General features: G+C 32.8%; 29 protein-coding genes. 24 read left to right on the top strand and 5 right to left on the bottom strand.

What is annotated here, in order from left to right; all coding sequences use genetic code 11:
• The first annotated feature begins 123 nt into the window (after positions 1–123).
• On the top strand, positions 124–633 hold the full coding sequence (msrB, locus tag ACYQ5R_RS12215) for a peptide-methionine (R)-S-oxide reductase MsrB (protein ID WP_460191240.1): 510 nt from the start codon (positions 124–126) through the stop codon (positions 631–633).
• Entirely contained in the window at positions 623–1,177 is a 555-nt protein-coding gene (locus ACYQ5R_RS12210; RefSeq protein WP_460191239.1) for a DUF1572 family protein, read from the top strand. The genes msrB and ACYQ5R_RS12210 overlap by 11 nt, the downstream gene beginning before the upstream one ends.
• Before the next feature lie 31 nt (positions 1,178–1,208).
• Here the strand turns inward: ACYQ5R_RS12210 and rocD are convergent, their stop codons facing one another.
• A complete protein-coding gene (gene rocD, locus ACYQ5R_RS12205) occupies positions 1,209–2,447 on the bottom strand; it encodes an ornithine--oxo-acid transaminase (protein WP_460191238.1) in 1,239 nt (412 codons plus the stop codon).
• Between the two features lie 167 nt (positions 2,448–2,614).
• The gene (locus ACYQ5R_RS12200; protein ID WP_460191237.1) at positions 2,615–3,760 is read right to left on the bottom strand and encodes an MFS transporter; all 1,146 of its coding nucleotides are present in this window, start codon (positions 3,758–3,760) and stop codon (positions 2,615–2,617) included.
• A gap of 106 nt (positions 3,761–3,866) precedes the next feature.
• Between ACYQ5R_RS12200 and ACYQ5R_RS12195 the strand changes: the two genes are divergently transcribed.
• The 11 genes from ACYQ5R_RS12195 (at position 3,867) to ACYQ5R_RS12145 (ending at position 11,372) form a co-directional block, all read left to right on the top strand.
• Positions 3,867–4,289, top strand: coding sequence for a c-type cytochrome (locus ACYQ5R_RS12195; protein WP_460191236.1), 423 nt, complete (start codon positions 3,867–3,869; stop codon positions 4,287–4,289).
• Between the two features lie 83 nt (positions 4,290–4,372).
• Positions 4,373–5,782 (top strand): 23S rRNA (uracil(1939)-C(5))-methyltransferase RlmD, encoded by a 1,410-nt coding sequence (gene rlmD / locus ACYQ5R_RS12190; protein WP_460191235.1) that lies wholly within the window; start codon positions 4,373–4,375, stop codon positions 5,780–5,782.
• Between the two features lies 1 nt (position 5,783).
• Positions 5,784–6,230, top strand: coding sequence for a DUF6452 family protein (locus ACYQ5R_RS12185; protein WP_460191234.1), 447 nt, complete (start codon positions 5,784–5,786; stop codon positions 6,228–6,230).
• Complete coding sequence (locus tag ACYQ5R_RS12180) at positions 6,199–6,933, top strand: DUF6048 family protein (protein WP_460191233.1); 735 nt, start codon at positions 6,199–6,201, stop codon at positions 6,931–6,933. Before ACYQ5R_RS12185 ends, ACYQ5R_RS12180 begins: the two co-directional genes overlap by 32 nt.
• A gap of 53 nt (positions 6,934–6,986) precedes the next feature.
• Positions 6,987–7,937, top strand: coding sequence for an isopenicillin N synthase family dioxygenase (locus tag ACYQ5R_RS12175; protein WP_460191232.1), 951 nt, complete (start codon positions 6,987–6,989; stop codon positions 7,935–7,937).
• 23 nt (positions 7,938–7,960) lie between these two features.
• Positions 7,961–8,293: a translation initiation factor gene (locus ACYQ5R_RS12170; protein ID WP_460191231.1), complete on the top strand. Its 333-nt coding sequence runs from the start codon at positions 7,961–7,963 to the stop codon at positions 8,291–8,293.
• A complete protein-coding gene (locus ACYQ5R_RS12165; protein WP_460191230.1) occupies positions 8,290–9,165 on the top strand; it encodes a nucleoside phosphorylase in 876 nt (291 codons plus the stop codon). The genes ACYQ5R_RS12170 and ACYQ5R_RS12165 overlap by 4 nt, the downstream gene beginning before the upstream one ends.
• Before the next feature lies 1 nt (position 9,166).
• Positions 9,167–10,036 (top strand): substrate-binding domain-containing protein, encoded by an 870-nt coding sequence (locus tag ACYQ5R_RS12160; protein ID WP_460191229.1) that lies wholly within the window; start codon positions 9,167–9,169, stop codon positions 10,034–10,036.
• A 20-nt stretch (positions 10,037–10,056) separates the two neighbouring features.
• A complete protein-coding gene (locus tag ACYQ5R_RS12155) occupies positions 10,057–10,188 on the top strand; it encodes a hypothetical protein (RefSeq protein ID WP_460191228.1) in 132 nt (43 codons plus the stop codon).
• A 180-nt stretch (positions 10,189–10,368) separates the two neighbouring features.
• Positions 10,369–10,905, top strand: a complete 537-nt coding sequence (locus ACYQ5R_RS12150) for a hypothetical protein (protein WP_460191227.1) — start codon at positions 10,369–10,371, stop codon at positions 10,903–10,905.
• Between the two features lie 41 nt (positions 10,906–10,946).
• Entirely contained in the window at positions 10,947–11,372 is a 426-nt protein-coding gene (locus ACYQ5R_RS12145) for a hypothetical protein (protein ID WP_460191226.1), read from the top strand.
• 158 nt (positions 11,373–11,530) lie between these two features.
• On the opposite strand, the gene ACYQ5R_RS12140 is transcribed toward ACYQ5R_RS12145, so the two are convergent.
• Positions 11,531–14,164, bottom strand: a complete 2,634-nt coding sequence (locus ACYQ5R_RS12140) for a valine--tRNA ligase (protein ID WP_460191225.1) — start codon at positions 14,162–14,164, stop codon at positions 11,531–11,533.
• A gap of 115 nt (positions 14,165–14,279) precedes the next feature.
• On the opposite strand from ACYQ5R_RS12140, the gene ACYQ5R_RS12135 reads away from it, so the two are divergent.
• Positions 14,280–14,717, top strand: a complete 438-nt coding sequence (locus ACYQ5R_RS12135) for a DUF1573 domain-containing protein (RefSeq protein WP_460191224.1) — start codon at positions 14,280–14,282, stop codon at positions 14,715–14,717.
• 30 nt (positions 14,718–14,747) lie between these two features.
• Here ACYQ5R_RS12135 and ACYQ5R_RS12130 read toward each other — a convergent pair whose 3' ends face one another.
• Positions 14,748–16,034, bottom strand: a complete 1,287-nt coding sequence (locus ACYQ5R_RS12130; protein ID WP_460191223.1) for an aspartyl protease family protein — start codon at positions 16,032–16,034, stop codon at positions 14,748–14,750.
• Between the two features lie 180 nt (positions 16,035–16,214).
• Here ACYQ5R_RS12130 and ACYQ5R_RS12125 point away from each other — a divergent pair, with 180 nt between their 5' ends.
• The 10 genes from ACYQ5R_RS12125 to ACYQ5R_RS12080 all read left to right on the top strand — a co-directional run bounded on the left by ACYQ5R_RS12125 (position 16,215) and on the right by ACYQ5R_RS12080 (position 24,024).
• Positions 16,215–17,411 carry a pyridoxal phosphate-dependent aminotransferase gene (locus ACYQ5R_RS12125; protein ID WP_460191222.1) on the top strand — a complete coding sequence of 399 codons (1,197 nt, stop codon included), beginning with the start codon at positions 16,215–16,217 and terminating at the stop codon, positions 17,409–17,411.
• 33 nt (positions 17,412–17,444) lie between these two features.
• Positions 17,445–18,452 (top strand): UDP-N-acetylmuramate dehydrogenase, encoded by a 1,008-nt coding sequence (gene murB / locus ACYQ5R_RS12120; RefSeq protein WP_460191221.1) that lies wholly within the window; start codon positions 17,445–17,447, stop codon positions 18,450–18,452.
• Positions 18,453–18,768: 316 nt separating this feature from the next.
• Positions 18,769–18,954: a membrane or secreted protein gene (locus tag ACYQ5R_RS12115; protein ID WP_460191220.1), complete on the top strand. Its 186-nt coding sequence runs from the start codon at positions 18,769–18,771 to the stop codon at positions 18,952–18,954.
• Positions 18,955–18,957: 3 nt separating this feature from the next.
• On the top strand, positions 18,958–20,064 hold the full coding sequence (locus tag ACYQ5R_RS12110; protein ID WP_460191219.1) for a glycosyltransferase: 1,107 nt from the start codon (positions 18,958–18,960) through the stop codon (positions 20,062–20,064).
• Positions 20,065–20,071: 7 nt separating this feature from the next.
• Positions 20,072–20,629 carry an RNA polymerase sigma factor gene (locus ACYQ5R_RS12105; RefSeq protein ID WP_460191218.1) on the top strand — a complete coding sequence of 186 codons (558 nt, stop codon included), beginning with the start codon at positions 20,072–20,074 and terminating at the stop codon, positions 20,627–20,629.
• On the top strand, positions 20,626–21,840 hold the full coding sequence (locus ACYQ5R_RS12100) for an Nramp family divalent metal transporter (RefSeq protein WP_460191217.1): 1,215 nt from the start codon (positions 20,626–20,628) through the stop codon (positions 21,838–21,840). Before ACYQ5R_RS12105 ends, ACYQ5R_RS12100 begins: the two co-directional genes overlap by 4 nt.
• A gap of 24 nt (positions 21,841–21,864) precedes the next feature.
• Positions 21,865–22,737 (top strand): lipoyl synthase, encoded by an 873-nt coding sequence (lipA, locus tag ACYQ5R_RS12095; RefSeq protein ID WP_460191216.1) that lies wholly within the window; start codon positions 21,865–21,867, stop codon positions 22,735–22,737.
• 172 nt (positions 22,738–22,909) lie between these two features.
• Positions 22,910–23,314, top strand: coding sequence for a YtxH domain-containing protein (locus ACYQ5R_RS12090; protein ID WP_460191215.1), 405 nt, complete (start codon positions 22,910–22,912; stop codon positions 23,312–23,314).
• Between the two features lie 9 nt (positions 23,315–23,323).
• Positions 23,324–23,671, top strand: coding sequence for a phage holin family protein (locus ACYQ5R_RS12085; protein ID WP_460191214.1), 348 nt, complete (start codon positions 23,324–23,326; stop codon positions 23,669–23,671).
• Positions 23,668–24,024 (top strand): hypothetical protein, encoded by a 357-nt coding sequence (locus ACYQ5R_RS12080; RefSeq protein WP_460191213.1) that lies wholly within the window; start codon positions 23,668–23,670, stop codon positions 24,022–24,024. The genes ACYQ5R_RS12085 and ACYQ5R_RS12080 overlap by 4 nt, the downstream gene beginning before the upstream one ends.
• Here the strand turns inward: ACYQ5R_RS12080 and ACYQ5R_RS12075 are convergent.
• Positions 24,011–25,252: an ABC transporter permease gene (locus tag ACYQ5R_RS12075; protein WP_460191212.1), complete on the bottom strand. Its 1,242-nt coding sequence runs from the start codon at positions 25,250–25,252 to the stop codon at positions 24,011–24,013. The genes ACYQ5R_RS12080 and ACYQ5R_RS12075 overlap by 14 nt on opposite strands.
• Between the last annotated feature and the right edge of the window lie 8 nt (positions 25,253–25,260).

Raw genomic sequence — 25,260 nt, 5'->3', positions numbered from 1 at the left:
TTGAATTGTAATTCGTATAAAAGTAACGAATCCTAAAATAAAGGCAAAACTATTTGTTTTGGCTGTAAGTCAGATTTAACAATGGCGTCAAAAAAAGCAGTATTTTTAATCAGTTAGAGCCCTATGAAAATTTTTCATATTATAATTTTATTAAGTATTGTTTTTAGCTGCTCAACCAATGCACAAGAGTCTAAAACTACTAAAATATCAACCTCAAAAACATCAAAAGTGGATTTAAAAAAGAAAACAGAAGCAGAGTGGAAAGAATTATTAACTCCGGAGCAGTATTATATTCTTAGAGAAAAAGGTACTGATAGACCTGGAAATTATGGGTATACCAATCATTTTGAAAAAGGCACTTATGTTTGTGCCGCTTGTGATACTCAATTGTTTGAATCTGGTACCAAATACCAAAGTCATTGCGGTTGGCCTTCGTTTGACGATGCCATAGAAGGCACCGTTTCTTATACTGTAGATAGAACACACGGAATGATTAGAACAGAAATAACATGTACCGCTTGCGATGGCCATTTAGGACATGTGTTTGATGATGGCCCAAGAGATACCACTGGTAAACGATACTGTGTAAATTCAACATCAATTCGCTTTGTTAAACAAGAAGATGAAAATTAATTATTTAAAAAGTATCAATCGCCAGTTTCATTATTATAAAAACCTAGGCGATGCCACTTTTGAGCAACTTTCTGAACAAGAGTTATTGTACTCGCCTTCTGAAGATGTAAATAGTATTTCTATAATTGTAAAACATATTGTAGGAAATCAACTCTCGAGATGGACTAATTTTCTTACCGAAGATGGAGAAAAAGAATGGCGCCACAGAGATACAGAGTTTGAAGGAGCTTTTACTTCTAAAGAAGCAATGTTACAAGCCTGGGAAAATGGATGGAACTGCTTATTTAACGCGCTCAACGAGGTTGATAAAGTAGACTTAATACATATCGTATATATTAGAAATGAAGGACATACAGTATTGGAGGCTATTAATAGACAGCTATGCCATTATTCTTATCACATAGGGCAAATAGTTCATATTGGAAAAACAATCAAAGAGGCTGATTGGAAGAGTTTATCTATCCCAAAAAATGCTTCAAAAATTTACAATAAAGAACGATTTACAGCAGACAAACAACGTAAACATTTTACAGATAATCCATAAAAAAACTCCTGAATTCTCAGGAGTTTTTAATTTAAAAAGAACTTATAGTCTTCTTTATAATTTCTATACATTCGTACAACTGTTCTTCTGTCATCACCAAAGGAGGTGCAAATCGAATAATATTACCATGCGTTGGTTTAGCCAGCAAACCATTATCTCTTAATTTCATGCAAATATCCCAAGCAGTTGAACTATCCTCAGTGTCATTAATAACAATTGCATTTAACAAACCTTTACCTCTAACCAATGTTACTAGATCATTCGTTTCAGCAAATTCACTTAATTCTTTTCTAAAAATTGCTCCTAAATATGCCGCTTTTTCTGCAAGATTTTCTTCTTTCACAACTTCTAAAGCAGCAATAGCAACAGCTCCTGCAATTGGATTACCTCCAAATGTTGAACCATGCTGACCCGGTTTTATAACATTCATTATTTCATTATTGGCCAATACAGCACTTACTGGATATACGCCACCTGACAAGGCTTTACCAAGAATTAAAATATCTGGTTGAACTTCTTCATGTTGAACAGCCAATAATTTACCTGTTCTTGCAACACCTGTCTGCACCTCATCTGCTATAAATAATACATTGTATTTATTACACAATTCTTGAGCAGCTTTTAAGTAGCCTTCTGAAGGTACATAAACACCTGCCTCGCCTTGTATTGGCTCCACTAAAAATCCTGCAATTGAATCATCAGATTTTAATGTAGCCTCTAGAGCATTTAAATCATCGTATTCAATTTTTATAAATCCATCGGTATAAGGCCCAAAATTTTTACGAGCATCTTGATCATTAGAAAATGAAATTATTGTTGTTGTTCTGCCGTGAAAATTATTTTTACAAACAATTATTTTGGCGTCATTTTCAGCAACACCTTTTACTTCATAAGCCCACTTTCTTGCCAATTTAATAGCTGTTTCTACGGCTTCAGCACCAGTATTCATTGGTAATACTTTGTCAAACCCAAAAAATTGAGTTACATATTGCTCATATTTACCAAGCACATCGTTATAAAATGCTCTTGAGGTTAAAGTCAATTGCTCTGCCTGTGAAGTCAAAGCACCAATAATTCTAGGATGACAATGTCCTTGATTAACTGCAGAATAAGCCGATAAAAAATCAAAATAACGTTTACCTTCTACGTCCCACACGTAAACACCTTCTCCTTTACTAAGAACAACTGGAAGTGGGTGATAGTTGTGCGCACCGTACTTATCTTCTAAGTCGATCGCCTGTTGAGATGATGCTATATCTTGTACCATCATTACACAATTTATTAAGTTAAAAATCTACAATTCCTTCTTTACCTCCACAGGGTTTTGGTCGGAGAGAAATCATCCCAATAAAGTGCATGCAAGTTACATTATTTTTTTATCAAAAAGGGAATTTTAACGCATCTAGTACTATAGAAATTTACATTAAATAAGATTTACTATTTCAATTTTAAAAATAGTGCAATAAAAAATGCTATTACACTGCAAACTAATAAGGCTACAAAACTCGCTTTAAGTGTAAAAACTTCTGAAATAGTACCTAGAATAAAAGGAAACATTAAAAATCCTAGGAACCCAATGCCTGATATAATTGCAATTCCCTTTTCTGGAGAAACACTTGGAGTATTGGATGCCATTCTAAACAATTCTGGAACAATGACTGAAAATCCAACACCAATTAATGCAAAACCAAAAATGGTGGTCACTAAACTTGCATATATAACCAAAAGCAATCCAAAAATTGCAACAACTAATCCATAGACCATCAAGTTATATGAACCAATTTTTTTACTCAAGCTATCTCCAAAAAATCGAAACAAGGCCATTGTAAACGAAAATATTGTAAAACCAATACCCAAAAATTTCTCAGGAGTCCTAACAATTTTATCAAGATATAAAGCACTCCAATGTTCCACAGCTCCTTCACTACCCATTACAAAAAAAGCAACTACTATTAACGCTATAAGTGGTTTTAGATCTTTTAATCCTACCTTCACTCCTTTTTCATATTCAGATTTTACAGAGAAATAACTCTTAATCATAAACAATTGCAGCACTAAAAGTAACATTGCTACCAACAACATATGATAAAATCCAGATGGTATGTATTGCATCAGTAAAATACCAATACCAGCACCAATCATTCCTCCAAGACTAAAGAAACCATGATTAACAGCCATAATTCGAATATCATCTATTTTTTCAATTGCACTCACTAAAGCATTCATGGCGATATCCAAAAAACCTGTACTTAACCCTGCCATAAAAAGTGACACACATAAAACTGTATAGCTCTTTGCCGAAATAGGCAACAACATCGTAATAAATAAACTTATGACTGCATAAAACGTAGCTTTACCAACCTCTAATTTCTCGATAAGTTTTGGGGCAAATAGAACCATTACCAACACTCCTAAACCAAAACAGAACAAAGCAATACCAAAATCACCATCAGATATTTGAAGGGTGCCCTTCACTGTTGGAATATAAATAGCCCAAGTACCCATAAGTATATTTAGTGTGGCAAAAATTGAAGCAGGTGCAAAATAACGCTTATTGGAAAGTATAATTCGTAAAGAACTCATATGTAATTTATTATTAATACAAATTAAACCCATTTTACTTTAAAAGACTATAATCACTAATTATTTTTAATAGATTTGTGAGGCATATTATTAACTACATAGAATTATGAAAAAAATAACTATAATGATCTGTGCATTGGCTTTTACATTTGCTAGTTGCGGTGGCGAAGCTAAAAAGGATGCTCCAACAGAATCTAAAGAAGTAAAAAAAGAAGTAACGGTTGAAAAGAAAGAAGAAAAGTCAGCTGGCGATATAGCCAATGGCAAAGCTTTATTTAGCAGTAAAGGTTGTGTTGCTTGTCATAACGAAACAAGTAAAATTATCGGTCCCTCTGTAAAAGATATCGCTGTAAAATACGATGAAGCTGGTGCTGATTTATTTGCTTTTTTAAGAGGTAAAAGTGAAGCAATTGTAGATACTGATGCCTCTCAAGTTACTATCATGAAAAATAATATAGATACCATGGTTAAAGGTATTAATGATGCCGACTTAACGGATATTGTTGCATATATGAGCAGCCTAAAATAAGCCTGTAAATAGACCTAAAAACATCCTGCCGATAGTTCGAAATTCAGGATGTTTTTTTGTTTTAAAGCTGTACCTTTGCAGCTATGGCGCGAAAAAAGAAACGTTATATTTTTGAAGAAATTGAGGTAGTAGATGCTGGTGCGAGAGGAAAAACAATTGCCAAATCTCCAGATGGTAGAGTCATTTTTTTAACCAACACCGTACCAGGTGATGTTGTAGATATTCAAACAGGTAAAAAACGAAAAGCATACTTTGAGGGTACTGCTATTAAATTTCATAAATATTCAGATAAACGTACTACACCCAAATGTCAACATTTTGAATATTGTGGTGGTTGCAAATGGCAACACATGAATTACGAAGACCAGTTATTCTACAAAGAAAAAGAAGTTACCAACAACTTGGTTCGCATAGGGCATTTAGAATTACCAGAGGTTACACCTATACTTGGCTGCAAAGAGCAGTATATGTATAGAAATAAAATGGAATTTTCTTTTTCTAGTAACAGATGGCTAACACCAAAAGAAATTAATTCTGACCAAGAGATTAGCAATAAAAACGCACTGGGCTTTCATATAGCTGGTATGTGGGACAAAATTTTAGATATTGAAAAATGTCACTTACAAGAAGATCCTTCAAATGCTATTAGAAACTTTATAAAGGAATATGCAATTGCCAATGACATTTCTTTCTACAACCCTAGAGCAGAAGAAGGTATGTTGCGAACAATGATGTTACGCATTGTATCTACAGGTGAGATTATGTTGGTTATTCAGTTTTACGATGACAATCAAGAAAAACGTACGGAATTACTTGAGGCGATTAATCAAGAGTTCCCAGAAATTACATCACTACAATATGTAATCAATCAAAAAGGAAACGATACCATTTACGATCAAGAAATAATGGTCTTTAAAGGGCGTGATCATATATTTGAAGAAATGGAAGGATTACGTTTTAAAATAAATGCAAAATCATTTTATCAAACCAATTCTGCACAGGCCTATGAACTATATAAAATCACACGTAATTTTGCAGGCTTAAGAGGAAATGAATTGGTGTATGATTTATATACCGGAACTGGAACCATTGCTCAATTTGTTGCAAAAAAAGCTGGAAAGGTTATTGGTGTAGAAGCTGTACCAGAAGCTATTGAAGATGCCAAGATAAATGCACAATTAAATCAAATCGAAAACGTTGAATTCTTTGCAGGAGATATGAAAGATGTTTTTAATGATGCTTTTATCAATACGCATGGTCAACCTGAAGTGATCATAACAGATCCTCCTAGAGACGGGATGCACAAAAATGTAGTTGCAAAAATTTTAGAAATTGCACCTGAAAAAATTGTGTATGTTAGCTGTAACTCTGCAACGCAGGCAAGAGATTTAGCATTGATGAAACATCAATATAAAATAGCAAAAACGCAAGCGGTAGATATGTTTCCGCAAACACATCATGTAGAGAACGTGGTATTATTGGAAAAAATATAACATGAAGAAAATCTTTTTATTGGTCTTTGGTATTGTTGTTATCAGTGCTTGCCAGCGCGACGACTTTTGTATAGACCCAATCACACCTAATCTTGTTATTAGATTTTACGATTCAGACAATCAAGACATCTATAAAAATGTAATTGACCTCACAGTTTGGGCAGACGGTCGAGAAGAATTGTATACAGGTGTTACTACTGATTCTATTGCGATTCCATTAGACCCAAATAATGATATGACTTTATACCATTTGTCTTCAGAAGATTTAGAAGACGATATAACTTTCTTATATACCCGTAAAGAAGTTTTTGTGTCTAGATCTTGTGGATTTAAATACGATTTTGAATCATTGACGTTTGAAGATGCTACGAACAACTGGATTGAACAAATAGAAATAACCAATGAAAATGTTACCGATGAAACAGAGCATGTTAAGATTTTACATTAGTTGTTTATTTATTTTATTTGGATTTTCTGCTTTTTCTCAGGAAATCGAAACAGATTCTGTAGCTCCAATTAAAGACAAATACGGACTGCGCGTTGGATTAGATATTGTTCGTCCAATTATCACTTTTGTAGACGAAGATGTTACTGCTTTTGAAGTGGTTGCCGATTATCGTATTAATCAAAAAATATATGCTGCCGTAGAATTAGGATATTTAGACAGGTTTGTTGACGAAGATTATCACGACTTTACTACCAAAGGGAGCTACATTAAAATTGGCGCCAACTATAATTTATACAAAAACATGGTCGGTATGAATAATGAAGTCTATGTTGGTGTTCGTTATGGCTTTAGTAGCTTTGCCACCACGCTGCACAATTATACTCCTAATTTTTACGGAACTTATTTTGATGAGGAAGTAATAGAGACCAATATTGAGCAGGACGGCTTAACTGCACATTGGGGAGAGTTTGTAATGGGTCTTAAAGTTGAGGTATTAAATAACTTTTATATGGGAGGAAGCATTGCCCTTAAAATGATGCTTAGCCAAAAACAACCAGACAATTATTTAAACATGTATGTTCCTGGATTTGAGCGCGTATATTTAAACAATACTGGTATTAGTTTCAACTACACCTTATCGTATACAATTCCGTTGTACAAAAAAGAAAGAAAAACGGCTGAAGAACCTGATAACAAACAATAAACAGGTTCTGTAGAAAATAAAATAGTAACTTTAGAACATTAATAATAGATGTTATGAATAGAATTCCAAGTGTTAGTTTAGCCGATTTTATATCGGGAGATGCAAGTAGAAAACAGCAATTTGTAAATCAAATTGGGAAGGCATACGAAGAAATTGGATTTGTAGCTTTAAGTGGGCACTTTTTAAGTGATGATTTAATTGAGGATTTGTATACAGAAATCAAAAACTTTTTTGACTTACCAACAGCAACAAAAGCCAAATACGAAGTAGAAGGTATTGGTGGTCAAAGAGGTTACACTTCATTTGGCAAAGAAAAGGCAAAAGGTTTTAAGCAAGGTGATTTAAAAGAATTCTGGCACTTTGGTCAGTATGTAGAAAACAACCCAAAATTAGAAGAAGAATATCCAGCAAATGTAGATGTAGCAGAATTACCAAAATTTAATGAGGTTGGTAAAGAAACCTACAAAATGCTAGAAAAAACGGCACAATATGTATTAAGAGCACTGGCATTGCACCTAGGATTAGAAGAAACTTATTTTGATCAATATATTAAAAATGGTAATTCAATTCTTCGCCCTATTCACTACCCTCCTATTGAAAATGAACCTAAAGATGCCGTAAGAGCAGCAGCACATGGCGATATTAATTTAATTACACTGTTAATGGGTGCTCAAGGTAAAGGTCTACAAGTTCAAAACCACGAAGGGGTTTGGATAGATGCCATAGCACAGCCAAATGAATTAATGATTAATGTTGGTGATATGTTATCGCGTCATACCAATAATAAATTGAAATCCACAATTCACCGAGTAGTAAATCCACCAAGAGAATTATGGAAAACTTCTCGTTACTCAATTCCGTTTTTCATGCACCCAGTAAGTGATATGAAATTAGATGTTTTAGAGAGCTGTATCGATGAAAACAATCCAAAACAATTTGAAGATATTACTGCAGGAGAATATCTACATGAACGATTGATTGATTTAGGATTGATTAAAAAATAAATGAAACAGAAGTAACTAAACCGATGGATTTAAAGGACCAATTAAAAAATCTATTTCCAGATCACACTCCAGAAGAGTCAACCGATGAAGTTGCTTCTGAAGATGATATGCTTTGGGTTCAAGAGGAACCTTTAATTTGTAAGTACGAAAAACGAAAAGGGAAACCAATTACTTTGATCGAAGGGTATACTGGAGCTACACAAGATTTTAAAAAATTGGCTAAAGATCTCAAAAAATCACTAAGTGTTGGTGGTAGCTTCAAAAACGAAACTATTATTATACAAGGAGATTACAGAGATAAAATCATGACGTATTTAAAATCTGTTGGTTTTAAAGTAAAACGTGTAGGCGGATGAAAAAAATTGCAGCATCAGAATTAATATTAAATCCAGATGGGAGTATTTATCATTTGAATTTAAAACCAGAACACATAAGTGATACCATCATTTTTGTAGGTGATCAGAATCGTGTTCCCAAAGTTTCAAAGCATTTTGACTCTATAGAAATCGACATTCAAAAAAGAGAATTTAGAACCATTACAGGTACTTTTAAAGGTAAAAGGTTAACGGTTATCTCTACAGGTATAGGACCAGACAATATAGATATTGTTTTAAATGAATTAGATGCCTTAGTAAATATTGATTTAAAAGAACGAACGGTTAAACAAAATTTAACTTCTTTAAATATTGTACGAATTGGGACCTCTGGTTCTTTGCAAGCAGACATTCCTGTTGATAGTTTTATAATGGGTAAATACGGATTAGGCCTAGATGGTTTAATGCATTCATACCAAGCAAAACCTATATTCAATCAAGAATTAGAAGATGCCTTTATAGCTCAAACCAACTGGCATGAGCACAAAGCTAGACCTTATATTATTGAAGGTAGTTCCTTTATTGCTAGCGCTCTTAAAGGAGAAAATATATTTGAAGGATTTACAGCTACTGCCCCTGGGTTTTATGGACCACAAGGGCGTGTGTTACGTTTAGATTTACAAGATGCAGATTTAAATAACAAGATTGATAAATTCAATTATAAAGGTGTACGAGTAACCAATCTAGAGATGGAAACTTCTGCAATTTATGGATTGGCAAAGCTTTTAGGTCACGAAGCACTCTCTATGAATGCCATTATAGCCAATAGAGCAACAGGTAATTTTAGTGAAAATCCATATCAAACTGTAGAAAATTTAATTGAGTACACCCTCAATAAGTTAGTGAATATTTAGTATGACAACATTACGCATAGGCGGAGTTCCAGAACATTTTAACTTACCTTGGCATCTATCTATAGGTAATAGTGAATTTAAAAATGCAGGTATCGATTTGCAGTGGACTGACTTTCCTGGTGGTACTGGAGCTATGTGTAAGGCTTTACGTTCTTCGGAGTTGGATATAGCTGTTCTTTTAACAGAAGGTATCATTAAAGATATAATTAATGGCAATCCTTCTAAAATTGTACAAACCTATGTTAATTCTCCTCTTTTATGGGGTATACATGTAGATGCAAAATCTAAACACCAAACCTTAGCAGATCTAGAAAACGGAAAAGTGGCCATCAGTCGTTATGATTCAGGTTCGCACCTTCTAGCTATCGTAAACGCCATGAATCAAGGCTGGAATCCCAAAAACCTGAAATATGAGGTTGTTGGCGATTTGCAAGGAGGTATTGAAGCATTAAGCAACAATTCTGCAGATTATTTTATGTGGGAGCATTTTACCACAAAACCTCTTGTAGATAATGGTACGTTTAGACATATAGCGGACTGCCCCTCACCTTGGCCTTGTTTTGTTATTGCAGTTCGCAACGAAGTTTTAGAAAACAATGAACAAGCAATTCAAAAAGTATTACAAATCATAAACAAACGCTTAGAAAAGTTTTCTACCCATGCTAAAAAAATGCGTTATCTCAACACATTTAAAGAAACTTATCAACTTGAACCAATAGATGTCGAGTTATGGCTGTCCATTACAGAATGGAATCAAGGAAAACGAATTTCTAAAACCTTAATAAACACAATTCAAAATAAACTGCTACAATTAAACGTTATTCAATCAACAGTTGATGTAGAACAATTAATTAAAAAAATATATATTTGAGCAATTAAAACCCTTATATCATGAAAAAATTAGCCATTATTTGTATCGCTCTTTTTACGCTAGCATTAGTGAGTTCTTGTAAATCCTCAAAAGGATGTGGACTCTCTGCTAAGGCAGAAATAGTTCAAGTACAAGCAGAGAATGTAGCTTAAGGCTTTAAAAATATGACTCAACTAGATTTTTATTTGAGTTAGAATATCTTTGGTCGAATATGAAAATATTCGGCTTTTTTTATTTACACAGATAGCTATTACCTTATAACTGATCGCAAATTGACACCCTAAATTTTGATTAAAAAATTAGGTTTCATCCTTAAACTTTATTAGACAATTATGAATGAACAGCAAATAGAACGCTTAAACAATTATAATACTGAACGGCTTGTAAAATACAACTTGTTTAAAGTTTTTGAAAAAGAACAAATTGGTAAGGATTTCAAGGCCTGTTTAGAAGATGGATATAGTTCAAATAATTCTCGTTTGAAATACATGAATTATCTGAGATATTATTTTTTACCATATGCTTTTATTAATAAGATAAGTAGTAACGATTTTAATCTTTTGGCTGTACAAAAAAATGAAATAGGATTAATCTATTATAGTATATATAAATCAGCAATTTATATTGAAGAAGTGCATCCAAGGGAAAGTTCACATTCTTTTTTGCAGAGTTATTGTTGTTTAGAACAGATATCGGATAACCCAAGAAGAGATATTCAGTTTTTTTTAGATAAAGGATTATTAAAAAGATCGCAAAAAGAATTTATTAATGATATACTCAAAAAATTTGATCTTCATATGAGAGGATTTAAAGGGACATTTACAATAATTAGAGAACCATACTTTCTTTTTAAACGCAATAGCTTTTGAAAAGTTGAAAAACAAAGAAATTAATTAAAAAATACTTTCAAATGAAAAAAATATATTTAATAGCCTTATTCTTTACAGTATTTAATCAAAGTTATTCACAAGATAAATACGATATATTTATAGAAAAAATGGGTGTTGAAAACGACGTTAAAGCATTTGTTAACAATTACATAGATCAATTAGCAAGTCAAAGTACTAATATTAGTACAGCACAATGGGAAGAGTATAAATCTAAAATAGATTATTCACCATATTTAATTGGTATTAAAGCAATTTTAAAAGATATTTACACCATAACAGAAATAGATGATCTTCTTACAAAAAATGATGTAATCTCACCTATTAACGATACGGGTGAATTTATATTTAAACCCAAACCAGAGGTAACGGAAAGAATGTATAAAATAAGTAGAACTTTTGGGAAATTAGTTAATGTTCAACTAAAGAAAATGATAGAAGCTCAATAATTAAAGAGAAACTCGAAGCATCTTTAGTTTGTATGCGTTTCAATCCAATCAATTAAGTAACATAATAATATATAAGTTACAATCCGAATCTGAAACAAGTTCAGATTGACGAAATTTATTAATATAAAAATTCCCGCTAAAAGCGGGAATGTAATTTGTTATCCTAAAGAGGCTAAACTCGCTTTTAGCGTTTCAATCTTAGCAAGTGCATCTGCTTCTTTTTTCTTTTCGTTTGCTACTACTTGTTCTGGGGCATTATTCACAAATCGATCATTAGATAATTTCTTTTGAACCGATTTCAAAAAGCCTTCTGTATAACCTAATTCTTCTTGAATCTTTGCTTTTTCCGCCTCAATATCCACATCATCTCCGGCAGGAATAAAGTATTCATTAGATTTTACTCTAAAACTCAATGCACCATCAACCTTAGCCTCCACATAATTTAATTGAGCAACATTACCCATTTTAGCAATCACACTATCAAACTGAGTTCCGTTATTCTCATTATTTAAAACAGATACGTCAATTGTGTTTTTAAAGGCAATATTTTTATCTTTTCTTATTGTTCTAATTCCAGCAATTACATCTGTAGCAAACTCAAACTCTTTAATAATTGCTTCATTCACAACCCCAACTTCAGGATATTCTGCAATAATCAATGCTTCTTCTGGTGTTCTATCTGAAATGTATTGCCAAATCTCTTCCGTTAAGAAAGGCATGTATGGGTGCAATACTTTTAAATTATTTTCAAAGAATCCAATAACACTATCATAAGTAGCCCTATCAATTGGTTGTTGGTACCCAGGTTTTACCATTTCTAAGAACCAAGAAGAGAAATCATCCCAAACCAATTTATAAATGCTCATTAGGGCTTCGCTTATTCTGTATTGCTCAAACGATGCTTCAATTTCTTTTAATACTGCATTAAACTTAGATTGATACCATTCAATAGCTACTTTTGAAGATGCTGGTTGCTCAATACTATCTGAAACTTCCCAACCTTGAACCAATCTAAACGAGTTCCAAATTTTATTAGAGAAATTTCTACCTTGAGCACATAATTCTTCATCAAACAATAAATCGTTACCAGCAGCAGAGCTCAATAACAAACCTACACGAACACCATCTGCACCGTATTGTTTCATTAAATCGATCGGATCTGGAGAATTACCTAATGACTTAGACATTTTTCTACGCTGCTTGTCTCTTACAATTCCAGTAAAGTACACATTGGTATATGGCTTCTCATCCATAAACTCATATCCAGCAAAAATCATACGCGCTACCCAGAAGAAAATAATATCTGGTCCGGTAACTAAATCATTGGTTGGATAGTAATAGTTGATTTCTTCGTTTCCAGGATTACGCACCCCATCGAACAAAGAAATTGGCCATAACCAAGACGAGAACCATGTATCCAATACATCCTCATCTTGTTTTAAATCTGAAACAGTTAATCCTGTATTTCCAGATTTTTCTTTTGCTAATTCTAATGCTTCTTCTACAGATTTTGCAATTACAAAATCTTCTACACCATCTGCATAGAAATAGGCAGGAATTTGGTGTCCCCAATACAATTGACGTGAAATATTCCAATCACGAATATTTTCTAACCAATGACGGTAAGTGTTGTTATAATGCTTAGGGAAAAACTTGATTTCTTCATCTTCTAACACAGCCTTTAAAGCCGGTTTTACAATTTCCTCCATTTTTAAGAACCACTGTGCAGAAATTTTAGGCTCTATTACTGCCTTTGTTCTTTCTGAAGTTCCCACTTTATGCATGTGTTGTTCAATCTTAACCAAACAACCCAATTCTTTTAGTTCTTCACTTATTTCTTTACGTACAACAAAACGATCTTTACCTTGGTAATGCATACCAAAAGAATTTAGTGTAGCATCATCATTGAAGATGTCAATCACTTCTAATTTATGCTTATCACCTAATACTTTGTCATTTTGATCGTGTGCAGGAGTTACTTTTAAACATCCCGTACCAAACTCTACATCTACATATTCATCTTCAATAATTGGAATCACACGATTCGCGATTGGCACAATGGCCTTCTTGCCTTTTAAATGCGTAAAACGCTCATCATTCGGATTGATACAAATTGCAGTATCTCCTAAAATAGTTTCAGGTCTTGTAGTGGCAATGGTTAATACATCATCACTTCCTTCAATTTTATAATTTACGTAGTATAAATTACCTGGTTTTTCTTCAAAGATTACTTCTTCATCAGAAAGCGTAGTTTGCGCCTCAGGATCCCAGTTTACCATGCGATAACCACGGTAAATCAATCCTTTTTGATACAAATCCATGAATACTTGAATAACAGATTCAGAGCGAACCTCGTCCATTGTAAAGGCAGTACGCTCCCAATCACATGATGCTCCCAACTTTTTTAACTGCTCTAAAATGATACCTCCATGTTTCTCCGTCCATTCCCAAGCATGCTTTAAAAACTCGTCACGTGTTAAATCCGTCTTTTCAATACCTTCTGCTTTTAACTTTGCAACTACTTTTGCCTCTGTGGCAATAGAAGCATGATCCGTACCTGGAACCCAACATGCGTTATATCCTTTTAAACGTGCACGACGAATTAATACATCTTGAATGGTATTATTCAGCATGTGTCCCATGTGTAAAACTCCTGTAACATTTGGTGGAGGAATGACAATGGTATAAGCCTCTTTTTCATTCGGTTCAGAATGAAAAAAATTGTGCTTCATCCAGTAGTCATACCACTTCTGTTCTACTTCATTTGGGTTGTATTTTGCAGGAATATTCATGTATGCTTTCTTTACTTTTTAAGAATTGCAAATGTACGACTATACAGATTGATTGTAAAACATTTTAAAAACAAAAAAAAAGTAGTAGTTTTACCTTCTTCAAAGATTAAAAAATATGAAAAAATTAGCAGTATTATTCTTGTTTAGTGTATTTTCAATGGGTTTAAATGCCCAGGAAACAGTGGTGGCAGACGGTCCAATATTTAAGTTTGATGAAGAGGTAATTGATTATGGTAAAATTGAAAAAGGATCTGATGGCCATAGAGTATTTACATTTACAAATGTTGGTAATGCTCCTTTGATAATAGAAAAAGTAAAAGGTAGTTGTGGATGTACTGTACCTACGAAGCCTGAAGGAGCAGTTATGCCGGGTGAAAAGGGAGAAATTAAGGTAAAGTACGATACAAATCGAATAGGTGGTTTTTCTAAAACTGTAACCATTACTTCTAACGCTACAGAACCATTAAAAAGAATTAAGATTAAAGGTATAGTTTTGAAACCTGACGAGAGTGCAGCAATTGAGAGAGAAAAGAATATCTTATCAAATAATTAATAAAAAAACCTTCGCAAAGCGAAGGTTTTTTTATTGAAGCATATCTATTAATTTAAACTTAAAGTCTATTTCTTGACCATCTCTATTTACTTTTAATCGAATCACTTTATTTTTCTTATGATAAAGATGTTCAATGATTTGCTGTAAATCATAATTATAGGCCCAATTATTATTGATTTTGACTAGCATATCTCCTTCTTTAATCCCAGCTAAAGCGGCTGGTGAATTAGGTCTTACTTTATGAACGGTATAAATAGGTTTGAATTGATAATCATAGGCAACATTAACTATTACCCTGTTTGCGGCTCCAACGTCAGAATTATCGCCGACAATAAATGTAGCATTATCACGTATTTTAACGAGTTCTTTTCCACCATAGACTACCTCCAGCCCACTCATATTATAGCCAAACCTATCCTTGAATTTGTTGTTCTTTTTAAGTGTGATTTTTTTATTAGGATAGTCAAAGGTTACTTTAAATCGTTTTAAAATATCACCACCTAAACTTCCATTTCTTTCTTTAAATCTTCGAGCATAAAATGACGAAGCTGAATCTAAATAAGCCACATTGGGTTGGTTCAAAACAAAATTCTTTAATTCAAAACGCTCCAATTTGGCACGTCTACCATATATACTTCCTGTAATACCTTCTCCAATAAAATCATGAAAAGATTTTTCTGGAACCTTCAGCTCTTCATCTTCAAATAACCAAACAGCGTCAGAACCTCCCGAATCTATTAAAAGTTTTACATCTTTCTTTACGCTGGTATCAGACGTAACAATTTGTGCATTTATATAGGGTTTCTTTCTAAAAAATTCAAGATCAAAAGTTTCACATTTTTTACACTTCTTGTATTTATAGGATTCGGGCCTCATAAATGTGATTTTCTCTTTTGTGTAATCAACAGTCACAACAAAATCTCTTAAAAGATCATATCCAATCATTCCGTGAACAGGTTCACCTAATTTAGAAGATAAATCAAACTGATCTTTGTGTATTATATAAATATCTTTTGCCCCAGAAATCATTGCCTCAATTCTTATTATATTGTTTTTTGAATGTAAGGCATCAATGGGCTCCCCTGTACCTAAGCCTCTTACTTTAATCGGTTCTACATTTGGCAGAGAAAGCGAATCTGCATCTGATAAATTAAATATAACAGGAGCTCCAACTCCAGAATCAAGAATAAATTGAAGCTTTGTTCCATTTATTTCAACCGGGATTATGATTAGATTGTTAATTAGTTTAAAAGAAATAGTCTGGGAATTCTTATTTCCGTATAAATTAAATTTTTGCGCATGCAGATTCGGCGACAAAAAAAACATAAAAATTATCAAATATGTAATTAGGTCTTTCAATTGAGTTAATTTAATTTGAAAAATACTAAAATATGGTTCTAAAGTATAATTTTTGTGAATTTTTTAACCTTTAAAAACCGTTGTAAAAACAATATGATTCAGAAATAAATTCGCAATTTTGCTCAAAAGAAAATATACATGCCAATCATATCTAAAAAAGGGCAAGAAATGCCCCAATCGCCTATACGTAAATTAGTGCCTTTTGCAGAAAAAGCGAAGCAAAACGGAACAAAGGTTTTTCATTTAAACATCGGGCAGCCAGATATTAAAACACCTGATGTGGCTTTAAATGCAATCAAAGAAAACACAATTGATGTACTTGCATATGGTCGTTCGGAAGGATCTGATTCATATCGAGAAAAATTAGCCAATTATTACGCTAAACATAATGTAAACATAACAAAAGATAATATAGTTGTTACTACAGGAGGTTCTGAGGCTTTGTTATTTGCTATGGGTGCTTTAATGGATGCAGGTGACCAGGTAATTATACCCGAGCCTTTTTATGCCAACTACAATGGATTTTCAATTTCTAGTGGTGTAAAAATTGTTCCTGTAAACTCAACAATTGATACCGGTTTCGCATTGCCTCCAATTACAGATTTCGAAGAATTAATTACAGATAAAACCAAAGCAATTCTTATATGTAACCCTGGAAACCCATCAGGATATCTGTACTCTAAAGACGAAATGAAAGAATTGGCTACATTGGTAAAAAAACACGATCTCTTCTTAATTGCAGATGAAGTATATCGCGAGTTTATTTATGACGAAGATGTAAAACATCAATCTGTTTTAAGTGATTTTGGCTTGGACGAACACGGAATCATTATTGACTCCGTTTCAAAACGCTATAGCATGTGTGGTGCACGAGTAGGATGCTTAGTTTCTAAAAACAAAGCTGTTATTGAAGCTGTTTTAAAATTTGCTCAGGCTAGGCTATGTCCTCCTACCTATGCGGTTCTAGCTAGTGAAGCGGCTTTAGATACACCAGATTCATATTTTGAAGAAGTCATAAATGAATATAAAAACCGAAGAGAAACACTTATTAATGGTCTTCAGAGTATAGAAGGCGTAACAGTTTCGAAGCCAAAAGGAGCATTTTATTGTGTTGCAGAATTACCTGTTAAAGATGCTGATGATTTTGCACAATGGTTGCTTTCAGATTTTAGCTTAAATGGTGAAACCATTATGGTAGCGCCTGCGAGTGGTTTTTATTCTACTGAGGGATTAGGTAAAAATCAAGTTAGAATAGCATACGTACTTAAAAATGAAGATTTAAAAAGTGCTGTAAATATTTTAAAAGCAGCTATACAAGCATATAACAATAAATAGTATTTTAGCTATACTAATCCTCAAAAATTTAACTTGAAAACATTACAGAACGTTTCTCTAAAACCGTATAACACTTTTGGAATTGATGTGAAAACATCAAAATTCTTGAATGTTGAGTCTATTAAAGAATTACAAGAATTTTTATCTTTAAAAGAACCGTTCTTTTTATTAGGTGGCGGCAGTAACATGCTACTAACTAAAGATATAAACTCTACGACCTTACATATTAATTTAAAAGGAATTGAGGTTTTAAGCGAAACCGATTCTCATGTAAAAGTAAAGGCACAAGCTGGAGAAAATTGGCACGAGTTTGTACTATGGTGTATTGCCCAAAATTATGGTGGTATTGAGAATCTCTCTCTAATTCCAGGGAATGTAGGTACGAGCCCTATTCAAAATATTGGGGCATATGGCGTGGAGCTAAAAGATGTTTTTTACAAGTTAAAGGCGATAGAGATAAGTACTGGTAAAAGAAAAATTTTTGACAAAGAAGAATGTAATTTTGGCTATAGAGATTCTATTTTTAAAAATGAGCTAAAAGGCGAATACATAATTACATCCGTAATATTTAATCTCACTAAAAGCAAACATACTTTAAACATAAGTTACGGGGCTATTCAATCTGAACTCAGTAAAAACCATATTGAGCAGCCCAGTATAAAAGATGTTTCTAATGCAGTAATTGCAATTAGACAAAGCAAACTGCCAGACCCAAAAGAAATTGGTAATAGTGGAAGCTTCTTTAAAAATCCCGTAATACCTATGAACCTTTTCGAAAATATTCAAAAAATATATCCAACGGTTCCTTCCTATCCTATTTCTGATTCTCAAATTAAAGTACCTGCAGGTTGGCTAATTGAGCAATGCGGATTCAAAGGCAAGCGATTTGGAGATGCAGGAATTCATACTAATCAAGCTCTTGTTCTTGTAAATTATGGCAATGCCAGCGGCAAAGACATTTACAATGTTGCCATTAAAATTCAAGAATCTGTAAAACAAAAATTCGGAATTGATTTAGAAATGGAGGTAAACATTATTTAATTCGGAAGTGGTTTACCAATATGTCCTTTTGCCTGAGTCAACGTCACAACACCCCTTTCTTTAAAGTGATCTTACCTCTTTACTATCAGCTTTTTATCTTCGATTTCTAGATCATCACTCCAATCCAATATAAACGAAAATCTATCAAATAAAGCTTTCATTGTACATACATTGTTTCTAGTAGAAATGTCTGTCTTAAAAATTAGTAATTGTAAAATATTCCTTTTTTTAAAAGATAAAATTTTGGTGATTTAGAACGTGATAATATTGAGTTATTCAAGTAAGAAATTGTATCTTTGCAACCTAATATTTAGTTATGAAATTAATTGCATTAACAATCGGTTTATTAGCCTTGGCAATCGCTGGAATTGCTATTAAAATTTGGGCGAAAAAAGATGGCGAGTTTGCAGGAACCTGTGCAAGCCAGAACCCTATGCTAAATAAATCTGGAGAACCGTGTGGTTTTTGCGGTAAATTACCAGAAAACTGCGAAAACAAATAGTATATGACCATTCTAGAAATGGTATTATTAGTTGTATGTAGTATACAATTTCTTTACTATGGTGTAATTTTTACACCATTCGTTTTTAAAAAAAAGTCTCAAGCTAAAACACCAACTAAGTTACCCCCAGTTTCTGTTATTATTTGTGCACAGAATGAAGCCAGAAATATTACCGAGTTTCTTCCAAAAATTATTGAACAAAATTATGGAACTTTTGAGATCGTATTAGTCAATGATAGGTCATTTGATACCACATTGGAAATTATGAAAGATTTCCAGCTCAAGTATCAAAAAATAATAAAAATTATAAATATTGAAGAAACCAAAGACTCTTGGAGTGGAAAAAAATATGCATTGACATTAGGTATTAAAGCAGCAACTTATGAGCATCTGTTGTTTATTGACGCTGATTGTTATCCGTTATCTAAAGATTGGATTCAAGAATCGATGTATCATTTGAAAGAAAAGTCCTTGGTGTTAGGATATGGAGCCTATAAAACAATTAAGAATTCTCTTTTAAATAAAATGATTCGATTTGAAACAGTATTAACAGCTATTCAATACTTCTCGTTTGCAAATATAGGATTACCTTATATGGGAGTCGGCCGAAACATTGGCTACACTAAATCGTTGTTTTTTGAAAATAATGGGTTTTCAGATCATATACATTTAAAATCGGGCGATGACGACTTATTCGTAAACCAAGTTGCCACTAAAGAAAATTTCGCAATTAATACCGGTTTTAATTCATTTACGGTCTCTCAACCCAATACTTCTTTTAAATCTTGGATTCGTCAAAAAAGAAGGCACGTTTCTACTGCTACACATTATAAAATAAAACATCAATACTTATTAGGGCTGTTCTATGTGAGTCAAATATCTTTTTGGCTTGCAACCATACTTGCATTGATATTTAATCAAACAACCCCAATAATCTTTTCTTTAATAGGTATCAGATTTTTATTGAGTTATATTGTTTTTGGAAGAAGCTTTAAAATGTTTCATGAAAAAGGGCTACTTTTATTTGCCCCCTTTTTAGAATTGTTTTTAATTTTAGTGCAATTGTTTATCTTTAACAAAAATCTAATCAAAAAACCCACTCATTGGTAGTCTTTTTATGACCAATACACCTGAAATTCAAGCTATTGTAGAGAGCGCTCGTAAAGGTGAAGAAAGTGCCTTTAAAAAATTACTTAATACTTATTGGAGTGACGTTTTCAGATTTCAATATGCTAAAACAGAAAATGAAAACGAAGCTGAGGATATCACCATAAAAACGTTTGCTAAGGCCTTTAATAAGATAGATTTATACAACGATAACTACCCTTTTAAAACGTGGCTGATAACTATTTCTAAAAATATTTTTATTGATACTGTTAGAAAACAGAACAAAGGATTAGAATCACTAAATAGAAAAAATTCTGAAGCCTACGATGTATCAGATGACGCTCCTTCACCAGAAGATCAAGTAATAATTGAACAAAATTTAGCCGAACTATTAAGCCATATTAAAAGGCTAAAACCCAAGCAGCAAGAAATCATTCATCTTCGGTATTTTAAAGAATTAAGTTATAAAGAAATTGCTGCTACTACGAATGAAAGTATGAGTTCTGTTAAAGTGCAATTACTTAGAGCTAAAAAACTTTTGTTTGAAATAATAGAATCAAAAAAATGATTCGAAAAATCAAAGCTTTAGGTCCTGGTTTATTATTTGCTGGTGCAGCTATTGGTGTATCTCATTTAGTATATGCCACGAGGGCTGGTGCAGATTTTGGATTTGGATTATTATGGGCGATCATTTTAGTTCATATTTTTAAATACCCGTTTTTTCAATACGGCCCCAGATATGCAGCCGCTACGGGAGAAAGTTTACTAGAAGGCTATAGAAAACTAAACAAAAATGTGTTAGTTGCTTATTTTATTTTAAACCTTGCTACTATGTTTACAATTCAAGCAGCTGTAACCATAGTTACGGCTGGTTTAGCAATTAATTTGTTTGGATTAAGTAGCTCTCCAACAGTTTGGAGCGCAGTAATAACTATAATCGGTGTCGCAATTTTATTATTGGGTAGATATAAACTTTTAGATAATCTAATGAAAGTTATTATCTGCATATTAACTCTGACTACAATTTTTGCTGTAATTGTTGCATGTACCAAAGGAAATCACCTTACCAATTGGCTACAAATATTCCCAAAAGAAACCATCGAAATTTCATTTTTTATCGCCTTTCTAGGATGGATGCCTGCTCCTTTTGATATTTCTATATGGCATTCACTTTGGGCCGTAGAAAAAAGAAAAGGACTTTCTGATTTTGATTGTAATAAAAGTATTACAGATTTTAATATTGGATATTTTGGAACCATGTTTTTAGGTATCTGCTTTTTAAGTTTAGGTGCACTTGTTATGTATAATTCTGGAGAAGAGTTTAGTACTAAAGGTGGCGTATTTTCGCAACAACTAATTCAGCTTTACACATCAACCATAGGTGATTGGAGTTATTTTATTATTGCAATTGCAGCATTTACAACCATGTTTAGCACTACTCTTACAACGCTAGATGCATCACCCAGAGCAATGTCTAAAACAAGTGAATTATTAATAGGTTTTAATATCAAAAAGGGGTACTGGATTTGGATAGGTTTTTTAGGAATCGGTACAATTGCAATGTTGACTTGGCTTTCTTCAGAAATGGGTTTTTTAATTAAACTTGCAACTATACTTTCATTTCTAACAGCCCCTTTCTATGCAATTATTAATTTTATTCTCATAAAAAGTAGGCATATACCAAAAGAATTTCATCCGTCGAAAGCTGTAACTATATTGAGTTATTTTGGTATTGCTTTCTTAATAGGTTTTAGTGTTTGGTATCTAATGAATTTGTAAATTTGTACCCATTAAATTAAGCGTATGTCAGAGCAAGCTACAACTGTACAACCAAGAACATCTAAACCAAAATGGCTTCGTGTAAAATTACCAACTGGCAAAAAGTACACAGAACTCAGAGGATTGGTAAACAAATACGATTTACACACTATTTGTACCAGTGGCTCTTGCCCTAATATGGGCGAATGCTGGGGAGAAGGTACAGCTACCTTTATGATTCTTGGTAATATCTGCACTAGATCTTGTGGTTTCTGTGGTGTAAAAACGGGTCGACCAGAAACAGTTGAATGGGAAGAGCCAGAAAAAGTAGCACGTTCTATCAAGTTAATGAATATCAAACATGCGGTTATAACATCTGTTGATAGAGATGATTTGAAAGATGGTGGTTCTATTATTTGGGCAGAAACTGTAAAAGCCATTCGTAGAGCAAACCCACAAACAACATTGGAAACATTGATTCCAGATTTTCAGTTAGATCATACCAATTTAGACAGAATTATTGCAGTTGCTCCAGAAGTCGTTAGCCATAATATGGAAACGGTTAGAAGACTTACTAGAGAAGTGAGAATTCAAGCCAAATACGACAGATCTTTAGCAGTTTTAAAATACCTAAAAGATCAAGGCATACGAAGAACCAAATCAGGAATTATGCTTGGCCTAGGTGAAACAGAAGAAGAAGTAATTGAAACAATGAGAGATCTTGCATCGGTTAATGTAGATATCGTTACTATTGGTCAATACTTACAACCAAGTAAAAAACACTTACCTGTTAAAGAATTTATCACTCCAGAACAATTCAAAAAGTACGAACGTATAGGTAAAGAAATGGGCTTTAGACATGTAGAAAGTGGCGCTTTAGTTCGCTCTTCATATAAAGCTCATAAACATATAGAATAATTAACAAATCATTAACGCTTAGTCTGTTAAGCTGGCATATTAATTGCGTCTAACATTGTAACAAAGAGTTAGTAGGCTTTGTTTCATATTAAATGATTTAAATAAGTTTAGTTAGTTGATTTACACCCGCTTTTTTAGCGGGTGTTTTCTTTTATCGAAAAATACAAATACGATGAGTACTACTAATAAGATTCTATCTAAAACTAAATCTTTATTATCTTTACTAAAAAAGTGTATGTCTAATCAATCTAATGTCGTTATTGGAGTTATTGCAGGAATAGCTCTTGGTGCAGTTGCCGGTTTGCTACTCGCTCCAGATTCCGGAGAAAATACTAGAAATAAATTAAAAGATAAGTCAACTGATTTAAAACATTCAATTCAAGATCAATTAACCGCCTTATCTGAGCATTTAGATAATAAAACTCTAGAAAAAATTAAAGAAGAAATAAATTCTGCACAAGATACTGTTAAAGAAGAATATCAAGAGATAACACATAAAATAAAAGATTTAGAGAACGAAATTGAAGCTAAAATAAAGGAGGTTAAATTACAATGGAAAGAAACTAAAAACGCCTAATTATTTCTTATGATTGATTTATTAAAAAACTATTTAGAAAAACGTATACAGTTAGTAAAAGTTGAGCTTATTGCTTCTTTTGCTAATATAGCATCTGGACTTATTAGTGGATTTTTAGTGATACTTTTTGTCTTTTTCATAATTCTAATTTTAAGTTTTGCCTTGGCATTTTGGTTAGGCAATATGCTTGAAAATACAGCTCTCGGATTTCTAAGTACTGGAGGTATTTACACCTTATTATTTATTGGTTATCTCACCATTGGTAAAACCAGAATGGATGCAACGGTAAAAGATACCATAGTTAAAAATGCAATGAAAAACGAAGAATTAATCTCTGATACCACAGAAGAGTTATGAAAAAAATAACGTCATACGAAGATTTAATGACCTATAAGGCTCTCTTAAAAGTAGATGTTAAATCTAAAGAAGAAGAAATTAGAAATCATCAATTGGTTAAAATTTCTCAAACTTTCTCGAGTAAAGAAAGTGCTAAAGAAACAGTATTGTCTTCGGTTCAGAAATTAAAATTAAAAGATGTAATCAACTCTCCAATTGGTTCTGTTATTAGCACATATTTACTAACCAATAAAGTTATTAGAAAATACTTTGTTGCATTTACTATTGCGAAACAAACAATACCATATGCCCTAGATAAATTGAAAGATATTTTAGAGCAATCCAAAGAGGAAAGTAATCCTAATCAAACTTGATTGCTTTTATCGGACTTATTTTAGCCACCATATAAGAAGGGACTATAAGCATTAATAAGCAAAGTAGTATTGTGCCTATATTTAAAAGAACTATATAGCCTACATTTAAGTAAACTGGAGCTTCTTTTACGTAATACGTTTGAGGATCTAGGGTAATAACACCAAAAAAATGTTGAATAAGTAAAATACTCAACCCAATTAAATTACCCCAAAAAAGCCCTTTCAAAATAATGTAAGCTGCATTGTATAAAAACACCTTTCTAATACTCAAATTAGTACCTCCCATAGATTTTAAAATCCCGATAAATTGCGTGCGTTCAAGAATTAATACCAGTAATGCAGTAATCATATTAATACCTGCGACCAAAATCATTAATACGATTATGAAAGCTACATTATTATCAAAGAGCTTAATCCATTCAAAAATCCCAGGAAATCTATGAACTACCGTCTCCGCATTTAAATTAGAAGGAATGGCTCTATAAATTTCATTTCCCTTTTCTTTAATCTTATCAAAATCATCTATAAACACCTCAAAACCTCCTACTTGAGTAGCCTCCCATCTATTTAAATGCTGTACTTGCTTTAAATCAGCTATCACCAATGAGGCATCGTAATCTTCGATACCAGTGCTGTATAAGCCAACTATCTTGTAAACTCTTACGCTTGGAGGCTTGTTCGGATCTTTTTTTAAGAAAAACGTATTGAACTCATCGCCTATTTCAAATCCTAATCTGTTGGCAATAAAACTGGACATCAATACTTCATTACTTCTTCTTTTAGTGGTATCAAAACTTGGTACATTTCCGGCATCTAAGTACTCTTCAAAAAAAGACCAGTCGTAATCTGGGCCAACTCCTTTTAGAACAATACCTTCAAAATCTGTTTCAGTCCTTATGATACCGGCCTTTGTTGCAAAGGGTTGTATATGTTTTATCTCATCTACCGAAACAAAATTTGGATAAAAATTTTGATCTGTACTAATAGGCTCTAAAGTAATTTGAGAATTGTTGTTGTCGAAATTAGTGATCTGAATGTGGCCATTAAAGCCAGAAACCTTATCTCTAATTTTTTCTTGAAGCCCTACATTTGTAGCAATAGCAACCAACATAACAACAATACCAAGTGTAATTGCTATTATGGCAATTTTTATAATTGGTGCCGATATTGTATTTTTATATTGCTTACCCGTAATAAGGCGTTTGGCTATAAATAATTCGTAATTCAAAAAATTAA

This window comes from Urechidicola sp. KH5, from assembly GCF_054661455.1.
The sequence above is the reverse complement of the archived record's forward strand: the minus strand, read 5'-3'. Positions and strand labels throughout refer to the sequence as shown.

Excerpts from the sequence above, each read along its gene's own strand:
- msrB (WP_460191240.1), top strand. The coding sequence starts at position 124 with ATGAAAATTTTTCATATTATAATTTTATTAAGTATTGTTTTTAGCTGC.
- ACYQ5R_RS12210 (WP_460191239.1), top strand. The coding sequence starts at position 623 with ATGAAAATTAATTATTTAAAAAGTATCAATCGCCAGTTTCATTATTAT.
- rocD (WP_460191238.1), bottom strand. The coding sequence starts at position 2,447 with ATGATGGTACAAGATATAGCATCATCTCAACAGGCGATCGACTTAGAA.
- ACYQ5R_RS12200 (WP_460191237.1), bottom strand. The coding sequence starts at position 3,760 with ATGAGTTCTTTACGAATTATACTTTCCAATAAGCGTTATTTTGCACCT.
- ACYQ5R_RS12195 (WP_460191236.1), top strand. The coding sequence starts at position 3,867 with ATGAAAAAAATAACTATAATGATCTGTGCATTGGCTTTTACATTTGCT.
- rlmD (WP_460191235.1), top strand. The coding sequence starts at position 4,373 with ATGGCGCGAAAAAAGAAACGTTATATTTTTGAAGAAATTGAGGTAGTA.
- ACYQ5R_RS12185 (WP_460191234.1), top strand. The coding sequence starts at position 5,784 with ATGAAGAAAATCTTTTTATTGGTCTTTGGTATTGTTGTTATCAGTGCT.
- ACYQ5R_RS12180 (WP_460191233.1), top strand. The coding sequence starts at position 6,199 with ATGAAACAGAGCATGTTAAGATTTTACATTAGTTGTTTATTTATTTTA.
- ACYQ5R_RS12175 (WP_460191232.1), top strand. The coding sequence starts at position 6,987 with ATGAATAGAATTCCAAGTGTTAGTTTAGCCGATTTTATATCGGGAGAT.
- ACYQ5R_RS12170 (WP_460191231.1), top strand. The coding sequence starts at position 7,961 with ATGGATTTAAAGGACCAATTAAAAAATCTATTTCCAGATCACACTCCA.
- ACYQ5R_RS12165 (WP_460191230.1), top strand. The coding sequence starts at position 8,290 with ATGAAAAAAATTGCAGCATCAGAATTAATATTAAATCCAGATGGGAGT.
- ACYQ5R_RS12160 (WP_460191229.1), top strand. The coding sequence starts at position 9,167 with ATGACAACATTACGCATAGGCGGAGTTCCAGAACATTTTAACTTACCT.
- ACYQ5R_RS12155 (WP_460191228.1), top strand. The coding sequence starts at position 10,057 with ATGAAAAAATTAGCCATTATTTGTATCGCTCTTTTTACGCTAGCATTA.
- ACYQ5R_RS12150 (WP_460191227.1), top strand. The coding sequence starts at position 10,369 with ATGAATGAACAGCAAATAGAACGCTTAAACAATTATAATACTGAACGG.
- ACYQ5R_RS12145 (WP_460191226.1), top strand. The coding sequence starts at position 10,947 with ATGAAAAAAATATATTTAATAGCCTTATTCTTTACAGTATTTAATCAA.
- ACYQ5R_RS12140 (WP_460191225.1), bottom strand. The coding sequence starts at position 14,164 with ATGAATATTCCTGCAAAATACAACCCAAATGAAGTAGAACAGAAGTGG.
- ACYQ5R_RS12135 (WP_460191224.1), top strand. The coding sequence starts at position 14,280 with ATGAAAAAATTAGCAGTATTATTCTTGTTTAGTGTATTTTCAATGGGT.
- ACYQ5R_RS12125 (WP_460191222.1), top strand. The coding sequence starts at position 16,215 with ATGCCAATCATATCTAAAAAAGGGCAAGAAATGCCCCAATCGCCTATA.
- ACYQ5R_RS12115 (WP_460191220.1), top strand. The coding sequence starts at position 18,769 with ATGAAATTAATTGCATTAACAATCGGTTTATTAGCCTTGGCAATCGCT.
- ACYQ5R_RS12110 (WP_460191219.1), top strand. The coding sequence starts at position 18,958 with ATGACCATTCTAGAAATGGTATTATTAGTTGTATGTAGTATACAATTT.
- ACYQ5R_RS12105 (WP_460191218.1), top strand. The coding sequence starts at position 20,072 with ATGACCAATACACCTGAAATTCAAGCTATTGTAGAGAGCGCTCGTAAA.
- ACYQ5R_RS12100 (WP_460191217.1), top strand. The coding sequence starts at position 20,626 with ATGATTCGAAAAATCAAAGCTTTAGGTCCTGGTTTATTATTTGCTGGT.
- lipA (WP_460191216.1), top strand. The coding sequence starts at position 21,865 with ATGTCAGAGCAAGCTACAACTGTACAACCAAGAACATCTAAACCAAAA.
- ACYQ5R_RS12090 (WP_460191215.1), top strand. The coding sequence starts at position 22,910 with ATGAGTACTACTAATAAGATTCTATCTAAAACTAAATCTTTATTATCT.
- ACYQ5R_RS12085 (WP_460191214.1), top strand. The coding sequence starts at position 23,324 with ATGATTGATTTATTAAAAAACTATTTAGAAAAACGTATACAGTTAGTA.
- ACYQ5R_RS12080 (WP_460191213.1), top strand. The coding sequence starts at position 23,668 with ATGAAAAAAATAACGTCATACGAAGATTTAATGACCTATAAGGCTCTC.